The sequence below is a fragment of the Pseudoneobacillus rhizolycopersici genome (assembly GCF_054786815.1).
The window spans coordinates 68,174-86,369 of sequence record NZ_JBTOOE010000003.1 but is presented as its reverse complement, the minus strand read 5'-3'; the positions used below and the strand labels follow the sequence as shown (position 1 = coordinate 86,369).

Annotated in this window: 16 protein-coding genes; 2 read left to right on the top strand and 14 right to left on the bottom strand. The window is 39.1% G+C overall.

The genetic code is table 11. The annotated features are described in order from the left end of the window. Window positions 1–23 precede the first annotated feature (23 nt). The 4 genes from ACX9YW_RS04830 to ACX9YW_RS04815 form a co-directional block, all read right to left on the bottom strand. Window positions 24–1,676, bottom strand: coding sequence for a glycerol-3-phosphate dehydrogenase/oxidase (locus ACX9YW_RS04830; RefSeq protein ID WP_460342632.1), 1,653 nt, complete (start codon window positions 1,674–1,676; stop codon window positions 24–26). 26 nt (window positions 1,677–1,702) lie between these two features. Beyond that, window positions 1,703–3,193 carry a glycerol kinase GlpK gene (gene glpK / locus ACX9YW_RS04825; protein WP_460342629.1) on the bottom strand — a complete coding sequence of 497 codons (1,491 nt, stop codon included), beginning with the start codon at window positions 3,191–3,193 and terminating at the stop codon, window positions 1,703–1,705. A 30-nt stretch (window positions 3,194–3,223) separates the two neighbouring features. Next, window positions 3,224–4,168: an alpha/beta hydrolase gene (locus ACX9YW_RS04820; protein ID WP_460342626.1), complete on the bottom strand. Its 945-nt coding sequence runs from the start codon at window positions 4,166–4,168 to the stop codon at window positions 3,224–3,226. A gap of 220 nt (window positions 4,169–4,388) precedes the next feature. Next, window positions 4,389–4,895, bottom strand: a complete 507-nt coding sequence (locus tag ACX9YW_RS04815; protein ID WP_460342623.1) for a DUF1648 domain-containing protein — start codon at window positions 4,893–4,895, stop codon at window positions 4,389–4,391. A 572-nt stretch (window positions 4,896–5,467) separates the two neighbouring features. Between ACX9YW_RS04815 and ACX9YW_RS04810 the strand changes: the two genes are divergently transcribed. After that, complete coding sequence (locus tag ACX9YW_RS04810) at window positions 5,468–6,364, top strand: DMT family transporter (RefSeq protein ID WP_460342620.1); 897 nt, start codon at window positions 5,468–5,470, stop codon at window positions 6,362–6,364. A gap of 25 nt (window positions 6,365–6,389) precedes the next feature. Here the strand turns inward: ACX9YW_RS04810 and ACX9YW_RS04805 are convergent, their stop codons facing one another. The 4 genes from ACX9YW_RS04805 to ACX9YW_RS04790 form a co-directional block, all read right to left on the bottom strand. Then, window positions 6,390–8,459, bottom strand: a complete 2,070-nt coding sequence (locus ACX9YW_RS04805; RefSeq protein ID WP_460342617.1) for a DUF4179 domain-containing protein — start codon at window positions 8,457–8,459, stop codon at window positions 6,390–6,392. Between the two features lie 362 nt (window positions 8,460–8,821). Continuing rightward, complete coding sequence (locus ACX9YW_RS04800) at window positions 8,822–9,388, bottom strand: DUF4256 domain-containing protein (protein WP_460342615.1); 567 nt, start codon at window positions 9,386–9,388, stop codon at window positions 8,822–8,824. A 30-nt stretch (window positions 9,389–9,418) separates the two neighbouring features. Beyond that, window positions 9,419–10,798, bottom strand: a complete 1,380-nt coding sequence (gene rlmD, locus ACX9YW_RS04795) for a 23S rRNA (uracil(1939)-C(5))-methyltransferase RlmD (RefSeq protein ID WP_460342612.1) — start codon at window positions 10,796–10,798, stop codon at window positions 9,419–9,421. 20 nt (window positions 10,799–10,818) lie between these two features. After that, entirely contained in the window at window positions 10,819–11,685 is an 867-nt protein-coding gene (locus ACX9YW_RS04790) for a DNA-3-methyladenine glycosylase family protein (RefSeq protein WP_460342609.1), read from the bottom strand. Window positions 11,686–11,835: 150 nt separating this feature from the next. On the opposite strand from ACX9YW_RS04790, the gene ACX9YW_RS04785 reads away from it, so the two are divergent. Continuing rightward, window positions 11,836–12,114 (top strand): phospholipase, encoded by a 279-nt coding sequence (locus ACX9YW_RS04785; RefSeq protein ID WP_460342606.1) that lies wholly within the window; start codon window positions 11,836–11,838, stop codon window positions 12,112–12,114. 206 nt (window positions 12,115–12,320) lie between these two features. Here the strand turns inward: ACX9YW_RS04785 and pdaA are convergent, their stop codons facing one another. The 6 genes from pdaA to cax all read right to left on the bottom strand — a co-directional run bounded on the left by pdaA (window position 12,321) and on the right by cax (window position 18,063). Continuing rightward, window positions 12,321–13,094, bottom strand: a complete 774-nt coding sequence (pdaA, locus tag ACX9YW_RS04780) for a delta-lactam-biosynthetic de-N-acetylase (protein WP_460343213.1) — start codon at window positions 13,092–13,094, stop codon at window positions 12,321–12,323. Window positions 13,095–13,218: 124 nt separating this feature from the next. Then, on the bottom strand, window positions 13,219–14,754 hold the full coding sequence (locus ACX9YW_RS04775; protein WP_460342603.1) for a fumarate hydratase: 1,536 nt from the start codon (window positions 14,752–14,754) through the stop codon (window positions 13,219–13,221). Window positions 14,755–14,890: 136 nt separating this feature from the next. Beyond that, window positions 14,891–15,079, bottom strand: a complete 189-nt coding sequence (locus tag ACX9YW_RS04770) for an SE1561 family protein (protein ID WP_460342600.1) — start codon at window positions 15,077–15,079, stop codon at window positions 14,891–14,893. Window positions 15,080–15,146: 67 nt separating this feature from the next. Beyond that, window positions 15,147–15,950, bottom strand: coding sequence for a YfkD famly protein (locus ACX9YW_RS04765; RefSeq protein WP_460342597.1), 804 nt, complete (start codon window positions 15,948–15,950; stop codon window positions 15,147–15,149). A gap of 80 nt (window positions 15,951–16,030) precedes the next feature. Next, the gene (locus ACX9YW_RS04760; RefSeq protein ID WP_460342595.1) at window positions 16,031–16,645 is read right to left on the bottom strand and encodes a YczE/YyaS/YitT family protein; all 615 of its coding nucleotides are present in this window, start codon (window positions 16,643–16,645) and stop codon (window positions 16,031–16,033) included. A 362-nt stretch (window positions 16,646–17,007) separates the two neighbouring features. Then, window positions 17,008–18,063 carry a calcium/proton exchanger gene (gene cax, locus ACX9YW_RS04755; protein ID WP_460342592.1) on the bottom strand — a complete coding sequence of 352 codons (1,056 nt, stop codon included), beginning with the start codon at window positions 18,061–18,063 and terminating at the stop codon, window positions 17,008–17,010. Window positions 18,064–18,196: the final 133 nt, after the last annotated feature.

The window sequence follows — 18,196 nt, the reverse complement described above, 5'->3', positions numbered from 1 at the left end:
AGGATAAAACCATTGGTTTCATCCTAAACTGGAACCACACATTTTTCCAATGCTTCGTCCAACTCTCTTGAAAAGGTTTCCATCTGCTCATTTGTCCAATTAAAGCATCCCGCCATATAGGAAATGACCGGTTTCTTATATTGTTTAACTAAATTTATCTGAAACAAAAGGGCACCTGTCCGCCGATAGAAGAAATCTAACGGAGTGACCGTCATTTCATATTCAATGGCGTAGATAAGCTGGGCAAAAAGATCAAGCGGTAGCCTATATTTGATGGCGTTCTTTTTATTGGCAGCAAGAAGCCCAAAAAGATGATTTATATTAGAGCCATAGATTTTAGTCAATTTTTCTGTTTCTTTTTGCGAAAGACCAATCACCATTCCTTTCTTTATTTGATTGGAAACATAACTAGGAAAATCCAGGGAACCGCCCACATCTCCACCTGATATTGGTATTTTTTTCGTCTGGCAGGGAGGAAAATACTTGCCTGCTTCTGCCTGGAATTTTGCTGCAACAAGATCCGTCACAGTCTCAGCCATTTTGCGATAGCCCGTTAATTTTCCACCTGCAATTGTAATTAATCCAGTTGCTGACTCCCAGATCTCATCCTTTCGAGATATCTCAGAGGCACGTTTACCTTCTTCACAAATAAGGGGGCGAACCCCTGCCCAGCTTGACTCAACATCATTTATACTAATCCCAACTTCAGGAAACATGTCATTTATCGCATTGATAAGGTAATCTCGGTCGCCTGCAGTCATATATGGGCTAGCTATGTCATCATGAAAAAAAGTATCAGTGGTACCAACATACGTTTTTCCATCACGGGGAATGGCAAACACCATACGTCCATCCGTTGTATCAAAATAAACCGCCTGCCGCAACGGAAATCGCGATTGGTCGATGACAAGGTGAACACCTTTAGAAAGTTTAAGTGTTTTCCCGCTTTTGGAGTGGTCCATGTCTCGAATAGTATCGACCCATGGACCGGTGGCATTGATTATTTTATTGGCTCTAATTTCATATTTTTCTCCGGTTAATCCATCTTTTATTTGCATCCCGGCAACTTTTCCTTTTTCAAATAAAAGCTTTATACCCTTAGCATAATTAAGGGCAATGGCTCCGTTCTCGACTGCCATTTTAAGTACCTCAATCGTTAATCTAGCATCGTCCGTTCGATATTCTACATAATAGCCACTCCCTTTTAGCCCGGGCTTTTTTATGAGTGGTTCTTTAGCAATTGTTTCATCAGCTGTTAGCATCGTTCGCTGTTCAGACTTCTTTACACCAGCAAGAAAATCGTAGACTTTTAAACCGATTGAGGTCGAAAATTTACCGAAAGTTCCACCTTTATGAATCGGCAAGAGCATCCATACGGGAGTCGTCACATGCGGACCGTTTTCATAAACGATCATTCTTTCCCTACCTACCTCGGCGACAATTTTTAGCTCTAATTGCTTTAAATAACGCAATCCCCCATGAACTAATTTGGTTGAACGGCTGGAAGTCCCTGCTGCAAAATCCTGCATTTCGATAAGTGCCGTTTTCATTCCTCTAGTTTGTGCATCCAATGCAATTCCTGCACCGGTAATTCCACCACCGATGATTAATACATCAAAATAACCAGTGATAAGTTCCTTTACGATTTCATGGCGGTGTAAGTTTGAAAATTTCATCGCTGTACCTCCCACTATCATAGAAGCTACTTAAAAACCATGGCAGCATTTACTGCCTTCTTCCATCCCCCATATAATTCGTTACGATTATCGTCTGACATTTCGGGAATAAACGACTCTTCTATGGACCATTGTTTAGAAATTTCATCCTGACTCTTCCAAAATCCAACGGCAAGCCCAGCCAAATACGCCGCCCCCAAAGCGGTTGTCTCGTTTATGACTGGCCTTTCCACAGGTACGTCGAGGATATCACTTTGAAATTGCATTAAGAAATTATTTTTTACAGCGCCGCCATCCACCCTTAAAGTTTTTAGTTTAATGTTAGAATCAGCTTCCATCGATGAAAGGACGTCTTTTGTTTGATAGGCCAACGACTCCAACGTTGCCCGGACAAAATGCTCCTTTGAAGTTCCCCGTGTTAAGCCAAATACCGCCCCGCGTACCTCGCTATCCCAGTATGGTGTTCCTAAACCAACAAAAGCAGGTACGACATATACTCCTTCTGTTGAATCGACTTTTATCGCATAAGCCTCACTATCACTTGCCTGTTTAAGCATTCTTAGTCCATCTCGTAACCATTGAATAGCAGAGCCTGCAACAAAAATACTTCCTTCCAAAGCATATTCCACCTTACCATTTAGTCCCCAGGCAATTGTCGTTAACAAACCATGCTCGGAACGAACAGCGTTTTCTCCTGTATTCATTAGCATAAAGCAGCCGGTTCCGTATGTATTTTTCGCCATACCTTGGTCGAAACAAGCCTGACCAAATAGTGCTGCTTGTTGATCTCCAGCCACCCCCGAAATTGGTATCTCCTTCCCAAAGAAATGGACATCAAGCGTTTTTGTGTACACTTCTGACGATGGACGTACCTCCGGTAGCATTATTTTAGGAACGCCTAGGATTTCCAACAATTCGTCATCCCACTTTAATTCATAAATATTAAACATAAGCGTTCTAGATGCATTAGAATAATCAGTAATATGAGCACGCCCGCCGGAAAGTTTCCAAATTAGCCATGTGTCGATAGTGCCAAATAATAGTTTCCCCTGCTCCGCCTTTTCCCGTGCCCCCGCTACATGATCAAGAATCCATTTCACCTTTGTCCCTGAGAAATACGCGTCAATCAGTAAACCAGTTTTTTCTCGGAATAACCTGTTGAATCCTTTTTCTATTAGTTCCTCACAAATTTCGCTCGTTTGTCTTGATTGCCAAACAATTGCATTATAAACCGGTTGACCTGATTCCTTATCCCACACCACCGTTGTTTCCCGTTGGTTTGTAATACCAATTCCGGCGATTTTGTCAGGTTTGATACTAGATTCTGATAAAACTTCGGCAATCACCGAGAGAATCGAGCCCCATATTTCATTCGGGTTATGCTCCACCCAGCCTGGTTTCGGAAAATATTGCGTAAACTCCTTTTGTGCGCTAAAGACAAGCTCTCCCTTTTTATTGAATAGAATCGCTCGCGAGCTTGTTGTCCCTTGGTCAAGGGAAAGAATATATTTTTCCATAAGTAGTTCTCCCCTTATCTATTATCCAGGCTATTTATTGAGATGGTTATGAATCCAATCTATTATGTCCTTCTGTACCTCATGCTGATTAATTTCATTCAAAATTTCATGACGGGCATTCTCATATAGTTGAAGGCTAACATCTTTAACACCAACTTTTTGTAATGACTGCATGGTCTTAATGACACCCGATCCGTTTTTTCCACCTACTGGATCGTCAGCTCCTGAGATTAGAAGAATTGGGAGCAGAGAAGGTATCAAATTGTTGTTAGTTGGTTGATTAATGGTGATGATCCCATTAAGAAAGTCATAAAAAAATCCAGCCGTAAAAATCCCCCCACATTGCGGGTCCTCAATATATTTATTTACTTCACGCTCGTTCCTACTCAACCAATCAAATTCAGTTCGATTTGGACGAAAGGCATTATTGAAATTTCCAAAGGTTAAGTTATTTAACAATGGACTCGGTGTCTTCCGTCCCTTTCTTTTGATTTCCAAAGAAGCAATCATTTTGCCGATTTTCCCCATTATTCCTGGGTCTCCACCCGTACCACAGAGAATGACTCCCGATAATCTATCGCCGTACAATTGAATATAACGTCTCGCTAAAAAGGATCCCATACTATGGCCAAAAAGAAAGATTGGCGTTTGAGGATATTCGGATTCAATAATAGCCGTTAGTTTACGCATGTCGTGAACAACGTTTTCAAAACCTTGCTCGTCTGAAAAATACCCGTAACTGTTGTCATTCTTCTTTGCGGTTTCACCATGACCACGGTGATCATTCCCAAACACAAATAGATTGTGATCAACTAGTTCCTTTGCAAACGAATCGTAACGAGCGATGTGCTCCGCCATTCCATGGGCGATTTGAACGATGGCTCTAGGATTGTTTTCACCTTCTCTTATCCACTTCTTCGCAACAATTTCTGTTTGATCATTTGCTTTATAAGTAAATATGGATGGTTCTACCAAGGCAAATCCACTCCTTTTTATACCAGTTTAGTTTGTTTGGTTTCATTATAAGGTAAATAGCGCTTACATGACAGCGCTTCCAATTCTAATATATCCGGGTAAAAATAAAACAGTAGATGCCTTTGGGACCGATTTCAAAGAAAAAAGTCAAAATGGTCACCAAGAAGGAACACTGGTGACCGTTTCAACGAAATCCTATAATAAAAATTTCCTGTTTCCATTACTTAATCTTTCTTTGTTTTATAATGCTTATAACAATCGAAACACTAGGGCCAATAATAATTAGGGGCAAGAACCACTTGCCGAATCCACCTCCCCATTCTAAGGCAATCGAAACGGATTCAAATAAAATGAACGAAAAGATTATTATGCATATATTTTTTACTTGATTGATTAGCTTTCTACTAGCTAAGTAAAACCGCTCTGCATTCGACTCATTTAAACGTTGTGGGTAATTGTGTACTTCAGGGAATTTTTCGAGTATTTGCGTTACTAGCAGAATAAACGCCGCAATGATTGGTAATATAATCAGCTCCCATTTCGACCCCCAACGGTCGACCTCCCCAAGGGCATTATAATGTCCAGGCACTTTGTCTGGAAGCGAACTCCAGACGGAAATCAAAAATATGATTGATCCGAAATAAGTGAGATAACCCACCACATCCCATAGCCACTCACTTTTTGATTTCGGTATTTTCAGTTTCGGTCTTCCTAAATAATTGGTCATTTTACTTCCTCCCGCTTAGTTCATTAACAAATGAAATCGCTTCCTTCTATACGAACTAAACTGGTTTTGGTGTCACTTTATTTGGTCATTTTCTTAATTACCAATCGAAAATCATTTTATTATTTCAATATACTGCGCGAAAATAGATGATTTTTGTCGATACAAAAATAACCTTATAAAATCAATACCAATTTTTCATTTAATCAATCGTTTGTTTGAATATTGCTATTTTATTAATGAAAAACCAGGGTGAAAATGAACCATTTCACGCTTTTATCGTTATTATTTCAGTATAAAGCGCAAAAATAGATGGTTTTTGTCGATGCCAAAATATCCCTTTTAAATCAACATCAATTTTTCATTTAATCAAACGTTTGTTTGAAAATTATTATTTTCAAATTTCATTGTCACTTATCCCTTTTCCCATTCCATCTTAAAATACGAGCTGCTAGGTTTATGCAGAATATAATAGTACCTTGCCCCACATGCATAATTCAAAATTATGAAACAAAGGATAGATAAATGTTAAAATGGAGATTGTGTTTTGCATTTTGTTAAAGGACCGGTGTCATATGTTTAAAGCTTATTCTTTATTAACTCTTTGTGTCATAATATGGGGAAGTAATTTTGTATTTGGTAAGCTATTAGTCCAGGATTTTTCTCCAACCATGTTAACCATGCTAAGACTTTTGTTTATCTCCCTGTTTTTAATTGGATTATCCTTCTCCCAAAAACCCTTTAAACGTTTAGATAAAACAAATTTACCTGCAGTAATCTTTCTAGGGATTATCGGTGTATTTATTAACCAATGGTCTTTTTTTGTGGGATTACAAACGGCCGATCCAACAACATCTGCCTTAATTTTAGCAACTACACCTATATTAACTAGCTTTCTAGCTGCCATATTTTTAAAAGAAACATTAACAGTTCGAATGTTAATCGGTTCTATTGTTGCAATCATTGGTATTTACTTTGTCGTTGCAAAAGGCGATCTATCAACCATTCACCTTGATAAAGGTCTGCTATGGATTGTTGTAACAATGGTTACATTTGCCATCATGATTATCATGACAAGGCTTCTCTCCCAAAGAATAAGCCCCCTTACCATTACGTTATATTCCAATATAGTCGGCTTCGTAATATCCATTCCATTTGCATTTGCAATGGATAACCCCTTACGAATAAGCTCAAATCTTTCAGATTGGACTTTACTGATTGGGACAGCTGTTATTGTTCACGGGGTGGCTGCACTCATATGGAATAACAACATTAGGCATGTAGATGCATCAAAGGCCTCGATACTATCAAATTTAGAACCTTTTGTCGCAATGATCATGGGATTGGTATTACTATATAAACCAATTACTAGCTCAGAAATTATCGGATCTCTATTTATTGTTGGTGGGGTTGTATTATCTACCTTTCAACGGAGAAAAGCACAAACGAAAATAAAAAATCCCTCTAGTTGATTAGAGCTAGAGGGATTTTTTTATATTACTTCAACGAAATCTTCACCACATCATCCAAATACTTCGTTGTATTATATCCGTAAATTTCCAGACGTATAGGGATCAATTTTTCCCCTGGAATGTTACTTTGTAACTTCACGTTTTGAACCGTAACGAAATGACGAGGCTGCTCGATTTGCTCGTATAAAAAGGGGGCTTTACTCATATCGATTTCTACCCCGTTTTTATCCACAAGCACCCCTTCAGAATCCATCTCCATAGAATTAGGGTAAACTTCACCCTCTCCTACAATATTGAAGTAAAGCGAATCGTATGTTCGGTTCTCAAATTTATGATTACTTATAACGACATTGGTTGGCTCACCAACTTCCACTTTATCAATGAATAGGATACTGCCTGCGTATTCAAAGGTTTGCGGATATTCCCCAAAAGCATCCAATTCAATATTTTTTTGATCGTTAAAGGCTAACTGGGCAGATTCTAATTGAACCTTGACCTCTTTTGGCTTTTCTCCAAGAAGTGGGTCAAATTGTGCTTGATAAGTAGTCCCAAAGGTACTTCCAGTAAAAAAAGAGTTGCTATACCGTTCAGCTTTCACCTTTTTCTTGTTCACTTCTATATGATTAAAATTTAGAACATCTATTCGTTTGGTCGGCTGTTGATTAATCGTATATTGCAGAAGTGTTGCGGTCGGAGCACTGATTAGCTTTTCAAATCGAATCGAGACTCCCTCTACTTCTGTTTTTTCATCCAGTGCATATTCAACAGATGGCTGTTTTGTTACAGGAATTTCAAAACTCCAATCCCCTGCTTTATATTCCAAATTTCCGTATGGCATAAAACCACTCGGAGCTGAGGAATCACGAATTAATTTTTGAAGCTTTGTGATTTTAAGTTTGATTGTCCCGTTATCCTTTCGAAGTGGAAGTAGACTAATCTTCCCATGAAAAACGTTCTTCTCCGTGTTATTGATATCCGCTTTAAGGTCAGGCAGGTAATACCTTGGATATGTACTACCGGTCATGATTAGGTGTTCATTCTCCACACTAACTCCATCATAATTATTCATGACAAATTGATTGTCTTCAGCTGTGTCTTCTATTTTATAAAAAACCAGCGTCTGAATTTCATCCGAGATCACGCTCTTAATCGTAATTTTCACCCCATCGCTTTCCGCTTCCAAATTAAGACTCTCACCTAGCCCCTGTTGCAGAAAAGCACGTAATTCCTGATTTTCTTCTGTCCATGTATAGTAAAGGTTGGTAAACGTCCCTGTAAAAAAAACGATAGCCATTAATAAAGTGAATACACTTGTAGAAATAAGTCCCGTATTAGTACGTTTCTTGTTTTTCTGTTGTCTCTGCCTCTCTTTTTCTGCGAGTCTATCTTTGATGTTTTCCATGAAACTAGGTGGTATATGTAAATCTTTCATCCTATCAGTAAGGCCTGACATGGTTAACATGACATCCTGAAAGGAAGCCAAATCCTCCTGACATTCTTGACAACGATAAATATGTACCTCAAAATCAATCTTCCGCGACCGGTCCATAGATCTTTCTAGGTAATCAATGTAGCCACTATGATACTCCTTACATCCATTAAAGGTTGAACCTTGCCTCATTTCTTTTCTAAGTGACTCAATTCCGGAAAACAAAAGCTCTTTCATCTTTTCTACTGATATTTGGAGAAGATATGCCGATTCCTCTTTAGAAATCCCTTTTATGTATGTAAGGGCAACCGCTTCTTTCTCATAATCATTCAATCTATCGAGCGCTTTAATAATAGCTTGAAGAGGCTCATTTTCTTCTGAATCCTGGAAACTTCCTTCATCAGATAGCTTACGGCAAGTATGTAAAAATATATTCGTTACCCACGTTTCGAATGATGTTTCACTTTTAAATCGAGGCAACTCCTTTTGAACTTTTATAATGGATCGGTAAAAAAGTTCTTCTATCTGTTGGCGATTTCTCAGAAAGAACCAACCGAGTGTATAGAACGATTGTTTACGCTGATCGAACCAATCAACGACAGTTTCCACGCCATGTTCTCTTAATGTTGTAATGGACATGGAATCCATTTTTCTCTGGATCATCATATGTTCCCCCCTTTTATCATTCTATATGCAACTTGTGATATAAAAGATATTTTGGTCGTTTAATCCTATTATAGCTTGATTCATAAGTATAATAAATTTGAAGCAGAATCAAATAAGACTTTTCCTATCACTTGGAGACGTATTTACTATTTTAGTATACAGCGCGAAAATAGATGATTTTTGTCGGTGTAAAAGTATTCCATTTAAATCAAACTTTTATATTCATTTAATCAAACGTTTGTTTGAAAATTGTTATTTTATAATAATCCCTAACCGAATGATTTAGATAATAAAAAAACGAATTTCCTCCCTTTGTTAGAGAAGAAATTCGCCTTTTCCATAAAAATGCATTTAGCAAAATCTTAGACCCTTAGTGAACCACGGAAACCCCTAGCTGCATAGTAGGATTCTGCTCCATTGTGGTACATAAAAACAGTATCGTAGCGACGATCACAAAAGATGGCCCCACCGAGTTTTCTAATATTCAAAGGTGTTTCTACCCAGCTCGATGATTTAAGATCGAAATTCCCAAGATTCTGCAGTTCCCTGTATTGTTCTTCCGTTAAAATCTCAATGCCCATATCAGCAGCCATACCGATTGCACTGTTTGCTGGTTTGTGTTGTTTCCTTGACTCTAGCGCCTCATGGTCGTAACAAACACTTCTGCGACCTTTTGGACTTTCTGCTGAACAATCATAAAAAATGTATTCATCCGTTTCTTCATCAAAGGCAATAACATCTGGCTCGCCCCCGGTTATTTCCATTTCATTCAACGACCACAGTTTTTCTTCATTCGTTTCAAGTTTCGCCTGCACTTCATCCCATACTAGTCCTTGATGACGATTCATATTTTTCTCAAATCGGACTTTCAATGTTTCGAGTATTTCTTCACGTTGCTCAAGAGATAGATTCCTTTTTCCATTCTTCATAGTAAACCACCTTGAATAAAATGTTGAGAACTACTTTCTTATCAGTAGCGCAACTGTTTCGACCTGAGCCGTGTGAGGGAACATATCCACTGGCTGAATATATTTCACACGATATCCCTTGCTTAGAGTCTGGAGATCTTTTGCTAAGGTCGAAGGATTGCAGGATACATAGACAAGTTTTTCGGACTTAATTTGTAGGATCGTTTGCAAAAGCTTTTCATCCAGCCCCGTTCTCGGAGGGTCAACAACGATAACGTCTGGTTGCCAGCCTTTTTTAACCCATTTTGGTAATACTTCTTCCGCCTTACCAGGTACATATTTCGTATGAGAAAAGCCGTGGCGCTTGGCGTTTTTCTTGGCATCCTCAATGGATTCGGGAATGATGTCCATACCACGAACCTCTCCAGCTTGGGCTGCAAGCCATAAGCCAATGGTTCCGACACCACAGTAAGCATCAACCACTTTTTCTTTTCCTGTTAAAGCGGCTGCCTTTTTCACCTCATTGTACAATTTAACTGTTTGCTGCGGGTTTAACTGAAAAAAAGTTCTCGCCGATAATTCGAAATGCAGATCTCCCAGTGTTTCCTGGATAAAATCCTCCCCCGCTAATCCAATGGTCTCATCACCGAAAATAAGTGAGGTTTTTTGTTCATTGACGTTTTGAACAATCGATTTTACATTTGGCAATCGTTTTTGCACTTCTGCGATGATGAGTTCCTTTTTCGGTAATTCTTTCGCGTTCGTAATTAGCACTACCTGGAGTTCATGAGTTTGCATACCAACGCGTGTGACAATCGTACGGACGATGCCTGTTCGCGTTTTTTCATTATAGATTGGTATTTTTAATTCTTCTAAAATTTGTTTCACTTGTAACGTGGCTTCGTTTGTTTGCGGATGCTGAACGGCGCACTGCTCGATGTTGATGAGCTCATGCGAATTAAGTCCATATAAGCCTGCTAAAACCTTCCCATCTCTTTGACCGACTTGAAATTGGTTTTTGTTGCGGTAGCCCCAAGGGTCTTCCATACCGATTGTTTCTCTGATTTCGATTTCTGAAATGGGTAGCTTCGCATGGCGTTCAAGCGATTGAATGACAATATCACGTTTTTCCATTAGCTGTTGCGAGTATCCGAGATGCTGAAGTTGACAGCCCCCGCATTGTTCATAGACAGGGCAAAGTGGCTGGATGCGATGCTCTGATTTTTTACGGATTTTCTTGATTTTCGCTTCAGCGTATTTGGGATGGATATTTGTTGCCTCTACAACTACCTCTTCACCGGGTAGTGCACCAGGTACGAAGACGACTGTTTTTTTATAATAACCGACTCCTTCTCCATTAATCCCGAGTCGTTTAATCGTTAAAGGGAAGGTTTGTTTCGGTTCGATCGTGACTGTTTGCTGCTTTTTCATTTTTAAGTTTCAACTCCAGTTTATTCGATGCTTCTCCATAGATAGAGGGATGCATAGCTTAAGTAAGGTTCCCAAGGTTTCTTGTATTGTTCCATTTCTTCTAGTGTCGGCTTTCTATCGAGCTTGTATAACTTTTTTAAGGCATTTTGAATACCGATGTCGGCTAACGGGAATAGATTTGGTTTGCCATAGCCAAACAATAATAGATTTTGGATGGTCCATGGTCCGATGCCTTTTAGTTTGATTAATTGATCGTAGATTTGTTCTTCTGGTTTTTCTTGAAGTGTTTCAAGGTCTAGATCGCCGTTGACTATTTTTTGGCTAACACCGATGACATACTCTGCTTTTCGGCCGCTAAATTGCAGGACCCTTAAATCTTCAATGGTTAGCTTTGCAATTTTATCAGGAAGAGGGTGGAACCAAACTCCTTCCTGTTGGAACCCGTAAGTATGAACGAATCTCTCGGTCAGTTTATAGGCAAAGGAGAGATTGAGCTGTTGGTGAATGATACATCTTATGATACTACTATAGGGATCAAAGTCGAGCACGAGTGGTGTGCCGTAATGCGTTTGAAAAATTTCTTTTAAGTCGGTCTCACTGAAGTGATTGTGTATTGGCAGTAATGGTGTATTCCATAGAAGAATAAGTTTAACCTTTTCAATGGCTTGTTTCTTGTATTGTTCGTCTTGGCTGGAAAGTTGAAATAATGGTTCGGCAGTTGTCCCTAAACTCTTAATTTCTACAACGACTGGTTTTGTCTCGATGTATAGAGGTATTTTCAAGGTATTTGTTTCGATGTTAACAGATTGCAACGGGTCGAGGGAGCGCCTTGCTAACACACCATCAAAGTTATAGGGGCCGTTTATTTGAATGGTTTCCTGCCACATGGTTTGTCCACCTTTGTCATTTTTCTCGTATTATAGCATGCGGGAGCTTGTTTAAGAAAATGTTATCGCATTTGGGTAGAAAGACTAGTTTGCCTTGGAGGCTTGTTCATATAGATAAAGGAGACAAACTTTTTAAGGATGTGTGTGGTTATGAGTAGAAATAAACGACATTCCGGATGTATTTTTCCGAATTATCGCTATTGTGGGCCTGGCTGTAGCGGTCCTGGGGCTCCATTAAATGATATTGATGCTTGCTGCAAAAAGCATGATCGTTGTTTGGGGAGGAAGGAGTCGGAATGCTGTTGTGATCGTGAGTTGCTGAAATGTCTTCGCTCGAAAATGCATCGAGATCACCCTAGAGGTAGAGATGCTGCTCTTATGTATGGGGCGATGAAGGTGAAAACAGTGTTTAGTTGTTGGTGGAATTGATTCTTAATGACCACTTTGTTAGCTTTTGGTTGTAATTGGGTAATTAAAGTGGTTTTTATTGACCACTTTTCCGGCTTACCCTTGAAATCGGGCAATAAGAATCCTTATTGTTGACCATTTTTTCCGTTTCCCATGGAAATCGGTCACCAAGAACATGTCTTGGTGACCACTTTTCCCAGTTCCTCTCGAACACTAAGACACCTATATTAATAAAGCATTTCTTCCTTTAAAGTATGCCTTAAAACAAAATCATCTAGGCTCTTAAATTCATATCCCCGCTTTTTCAGGTCTTGGATCACCTGCTTAAGGGCATCGGCATTGTCTTTCGAGACGGTATGAAGCAGCAAAATCGCTCCTGGGTGAACCTGACGCATAATGTTGTCATAGGCATACTGCGCACCCTTTTGTTGATTGGTTTTCCAATCGACAAACGCTAGTGACCAAAACACATGGGTATAACCCATTTCCTTAGCAATGGCCATTGTTCTTTCACTAAATATCCCTCGTGGTGGCCGGAGATAAGCCATATGTTTTTGTCCAGTAAGGTTTTCGGTTTCCTTACGAACCTTTTCTAACTCATCCCTTAATCTTTCATTACTCACTTGTGTTAAATCCGGGTGACTCCACGAATGGTTGCCAACAATATGGCCCTCTTTTACCATTCGTTTTACCAACTCAGGTGCACTTTTAAGATAATGCCCGGTAACAAAGAAGGTTGCTGGAACCTTTTCTTTTTTCAACACGTCTAGGACTTTCTCGGTAAAGCCGTTTTCATAGCCATTATCAAAGGTTAAATATAGATACTTCCTGGTCGAATCGCCTTTGTAAACGGCACTATGCTTCTCGAGCAATTTTTCTAGCTCAGTGCCCGCATCGGCAGGCTGCTCATTTTTAGCCTTTTTAAAGCCCCAATGAATGGGTGAATTAGCTTGCTCAGCATAAGCCGCTTGTACAACTGTTAAAAAAACTAGCCCTAGCAAAACGAAAATTTTTTTAAACAAATGAAGCTCCCCCTAAACGTTTTTGCTTATTATTTGTAAAATCAGTGGGAAGCATAAGTGCCAGTAGTCATCCAAAATATGGATAACCACTGGCACTAAAAGTTTATGAGAATACTTTTTCTTTAAATTGTGCTAATTTTTCTAATGAAGATTGATCGACATCTGCATGCAAACTATTGCCATGAGAGTCCATTGTCACAACGGCAGTAAAGCCTTCAACCTTTAAGTGCCACATTGCTTCAGGAATTCCGAATTGCATGAGGTCAACACCTTCAACGGATTTAATGCAGTCAGCATAGTACTGGGCTGCTCCTCCGATTGCATTTAGATAAACACCGCCATGTTCCTTAAGGGCAGCAAGAGTTTTAGGACCCATACCACCTTTACCAATGACAGCACGAATGCCGAAACGTTTCATGATATCACCTTGGTATGGCTCCTCACGAATACTTGTCGTTGGTCCAGCCGCCTTCACATGCCACTTACCCTCTTCGTCCTTTAACATGACCGGACCACAGTGGTAAATAACCTGTCCATTTAGGTCGACAGGAGAATCATTCTCCGATAAATGTTTATGAATCGCGTCACGACCGGTGTACATCATACCGTTAATTTGGACAACATCGCCCACTTTAAGTTCGCGAATTTGTTCTTCTGTGATTGGCGCTTGAAGGGTAATCACTTTTTGTTCTGATTCCATTGGTTCTTCGACTTCTTTTGAAAAATCGATATGTTCGCCTTCTTGATACATCCACTCGTTGATTTCCCCTGTTTCTGGATGAATGGCAACACCTAAACGGCGGAATGCCCAACAGTTATAAGCAACAGAAACGAAGAAACTTGCTGGAATACGGTTAATGACGCCTACTTTACAACCTAGAAGAGTGGTTTCACCACCGAAGCCCATAGTACCAATTCCAAGCTTATTGGCATTTTCCATCACATATTCTTCTAATTGTTTTAGTTCTTCAATTGGATTTTCATCATCCACTGAACGGAATAGTTGTTCCTTTGCCAATTCGTAACCAGATGTGCGGTCACCGCCGATTCCAACACCGATGAAACCTGCACTACAACCTTGGCCTTGTGCTTGATAAACGGAGTGCATGATACACTTACGGATGCCGTCTAAGTCACGTCCCGCTTTACCAAGACCTTCAAGTTCACATGGCAAGCTGTATTGAATATTTTTATTTTCACAACCGCCACCTTTTAAAATTAAGCGTGCGTCGATATAATCTTTTTCCCATTGCTCAAATTTGATAACAGGTGACCCTAGTCCTAAATTGTCGCCACTATTTGTTCCTGTTAGTGAATCAACAGAATTTGGACGTAGTTTGCCGTCTTTTGTTGCTTGAGCGATAGCTTCATGAATTGCTTTTTTCATGATGATTTGGTTTGCACCGACTGGTGTTTTAATTTTGAAAGTCGGTAGACCTGTATCCTGGCAAATTGGTGAGACATTCTCATCGGCCATCGTAATATTGTTCGTGATTGTCGCTAAACTCATCGCTGCACGTGTGCCTGCGTTTTCTTTTGCTTTTGCAGCTTTAATGGCACGGCGAACGTCTTTTGGTAGTTTCGTAGACGTTTCCACAATTAACTGATACATGCTTTCTTGAAATTTTTCGATATTCATTTGACTCGTTTCCCCCTTTACCATAAATCCCCATCATGCTATTTAATTATCTATTTCACACAAACTTTATTATACCCCTATCAGAAATTTATGAAAAGGAATACAATCAAACAAAAAAGAGCCTATAGGTAGGCTCTTACTGCTCATCACGATTTGTAAATTCTTTACACTTATTTTCCAGTTCGTCAATGATATTAATTAGTCGATCAATATCCTCTAAGTCAACCTCTTCCGGTTTAATGGAATCAAGCACCTCAGAAAACATCGTCAAACGCTGCTTTAAAAACTGAACCTGCGAACCCTTCTCCTTAATTGGACTACCCATAATAAATCTCCCTTCACTCACATTACTCAAACACTTTAAAGCACTAAAGTGCGATCTCTTTTTTGTTTTATCTCGGGCGCTCTGGAGCAATGAATCCGAAACTGACGTGGTCTTGAACTGGGATCCATGCGCCTATTCCTTGGGAAGTGACATTTTTGACAACAATCATTTTTTTATTGCCCTTTAGCATTAGGTAAACCTCGCCATAGGTGACCTTCCCTTTTTCATTAACGGCCGGAGCATAGCCATATAAATAACCTAACCGTTTCGGTGGTATGTTGTATACTTGATTTTTCTTCGTTCCCCCGCCGATAACCGTTTCAAAGGCAAGTGGGAGATTTGTCTTTTTCATTGCTCTTAACAGCATCATTTTTTTTACATCTTCAGCATTTGGAATTTTTGCCGTCAATCCTCCACGGACAATTTTTTGCACTTCTTGAACATAATGAATTTGATAAGGGGCCTTCCCCGCACGGTTATCGAAATAGTTAGTATTTATCCGTTGATATTCCCAGTTCGGTGATGTTTCGGTTGATTCATAATTTAAAGGCCACTGCCCTAAATAAACAATCGCCCTGTAACCAAGTGCAAATGGCGTACTATTAATACTGGTTTCATTTAACATCCGAATCAAATCTGGATTTTCAATTTTGACATTAGAAGAATCGATTAGTTTTTGTGTCAATTCACTCGGCTGCAATAGCGGTAAATCCTGAGTTGAATTAGGATACGTATTTTCTTTTGTAATGTTCATAACTGAATTTGGGATTTGATACTTTGCCGAATTTTCTTTAGCCCCTTTACTATATCCCGAAGTTGAAAAAGTAACGATTAGGACAATCCCGATAAGCACAGACGTCAATTTCTTCATGAATGAAACTCCTTTCACTAATTGCATACACTTTGCTATTAGTTTTTTCGCAAGTTTCATTTCTTATCCACTGAAAAGAATTAATTTTTAATACCTAGATTGATGGCGACTTTTTCAGAAAAAGGGACAAAGAGTTGTATGCATGGTCCAATTCCTAGCGTGACGATTAGTGTCCCAAAGCCAATTGGCCCCCCAACAATTAACGCAAAGACGAGCGCAATAACCTCACCGATGGTTTTGGCTACAACAAAGCTAACACCAAGGCGTTGACTAATGCCAACCATGAAATTATCTAGAGGATTTATAGGGAATTTTGGTTGGAGATACATGGCTACACCAATCCCAATAACAAGCAATCCAATTACTAAGGTAGTAAACTTAAAAATAGAGGTTGACGGATTAAAATCCACTAACATAACCAACAACCAAAAATCAATTAATGTTCCAATAATGAAAAACGTAAATACTGCTAAATAATCTGGTCTAGTTTTTAATAATAAAGCATTAACGAACAAAAGGATTAGCCCCATAATGATAACAAAACTTCCCACCGTTAATCCTGTCATCTTAGATAGTCCTACGTTTAGAGCATCCCATGCACCAACACCCATATTGGCTTTAATCGTTAAGGAGGCACCTAGACTTAAGATGACGATACCAATAAGCCAAAACACCAATCGCTTAATAAAAGTCATACATGTTTCCCCTCTTTATGTAGTGATTTTGTAATCAAATTGTAAAAATCTGAATATTTACAAAATTAAAAACCTAGGCTATACTATATTTAACTTATTACAAAAGGAGGGTCGTTAGCATTCGATTCGCTAAAAAAAATAAAGGAGGTTACTTGTATCTATTATCAATTAAAGTTGACTTTAAACTAACATGAAGGTTGGTGAAAGACTCCGAAATATAGCGAATGAATAATTTTGACTCTTTTGTAAAAAAAAGTACGGTTTGAATGATTAATTGTACCATACTCCGATAATTCGGGAAATACTTATTAAAGTTAAAAAGACTCTTCGCCAAATGGCTTAGAGTCTTTGTTTGTTTAAGGCTAAAGTAGGTAAAAACCAATTCCCATGATAAAATATGCGGCCAACAGTGTCAGCCCTTCGAACCAGTTAGATTCACCATCATTGGAGATGATGACCGTTAATAAAACAGCTGAAGCCATTGAAACTAATTCTGGAATCGTAAAAACGAGTGACATCGTTTTTTCAAAAAATAACGAAATGAGCACTAGGACTGGTGCAACAAACATCGCAATTTGAAGTGTCGATCCGATTGCGATTTCAACCGCGATATCCATTTTATTTTTATAAGCCATTAGGATTGCGGAAGCATGCTCTGCCGCATTCCCAACAATCGCGACAATAATAACCCCGATAAATAACTCCGTCCACCCAAAACTTTCTGCCACTACTTCAAATGTATGTACGAGATTCTCCGAAATATAAGCTACAGCCAGTGTCGCAGCAAATAACACTCCGACCGCCTTCCATTTTGACCATTCTGGTTCCTCTTCATGATGACTTTCTTCCGAACCACTTTGATAAACACCACGGTGGGAAACCAACTTAAAGAATAAAGCAGCTAAATAAAGGGCGATTAATATTATCGAAATTCCAACACTTAAATTTAACGTTTTCTGTGTATTCATATCCATTGAAAAAATTTCTGGGATGACAAAAGCAACGATGACGGCAAACATCAATAATCCAGAATTGTGACGGGCATCAAATACGTTAAAGTGTTGGCGTTTAAATTTTAAACCACCGATAAAAAAGGACAGCCCCGCGACCAGCAGTAGATTACCTAGTACTGAACCAGTTAAGGAGGCAAGTACGACTCCAACAAGCCCGGCCTTCAATGAGAAGATTGAAATAATCAATTCGACGGCATTTCCAAAGGTTGCGTTTAGGAGCCCACCAATTCTCGGACCGGCGATAATCGCTAGACTCTCTGTCGCCCTCCCCATATAACTTGACAGTGCCACAATCGTTAAGCAATAAATAACAAATAATAATGTACTTGGCCAATGCATAATTGAACCAATGACAGATACTGGTACTCCAATGAATGTAGCAAGCATAAAAATTCGATTAACCATAAAGCCACTCCTCAAAAATAAGTAACTGCATTCATTTTATCTCCATTAAATACCAAATTATTAATCCTTGCAATTTATTATTTTTCACTCTACCATCATTAAGGAGTTTTATTATTTGTAAAAGGGAATTCAT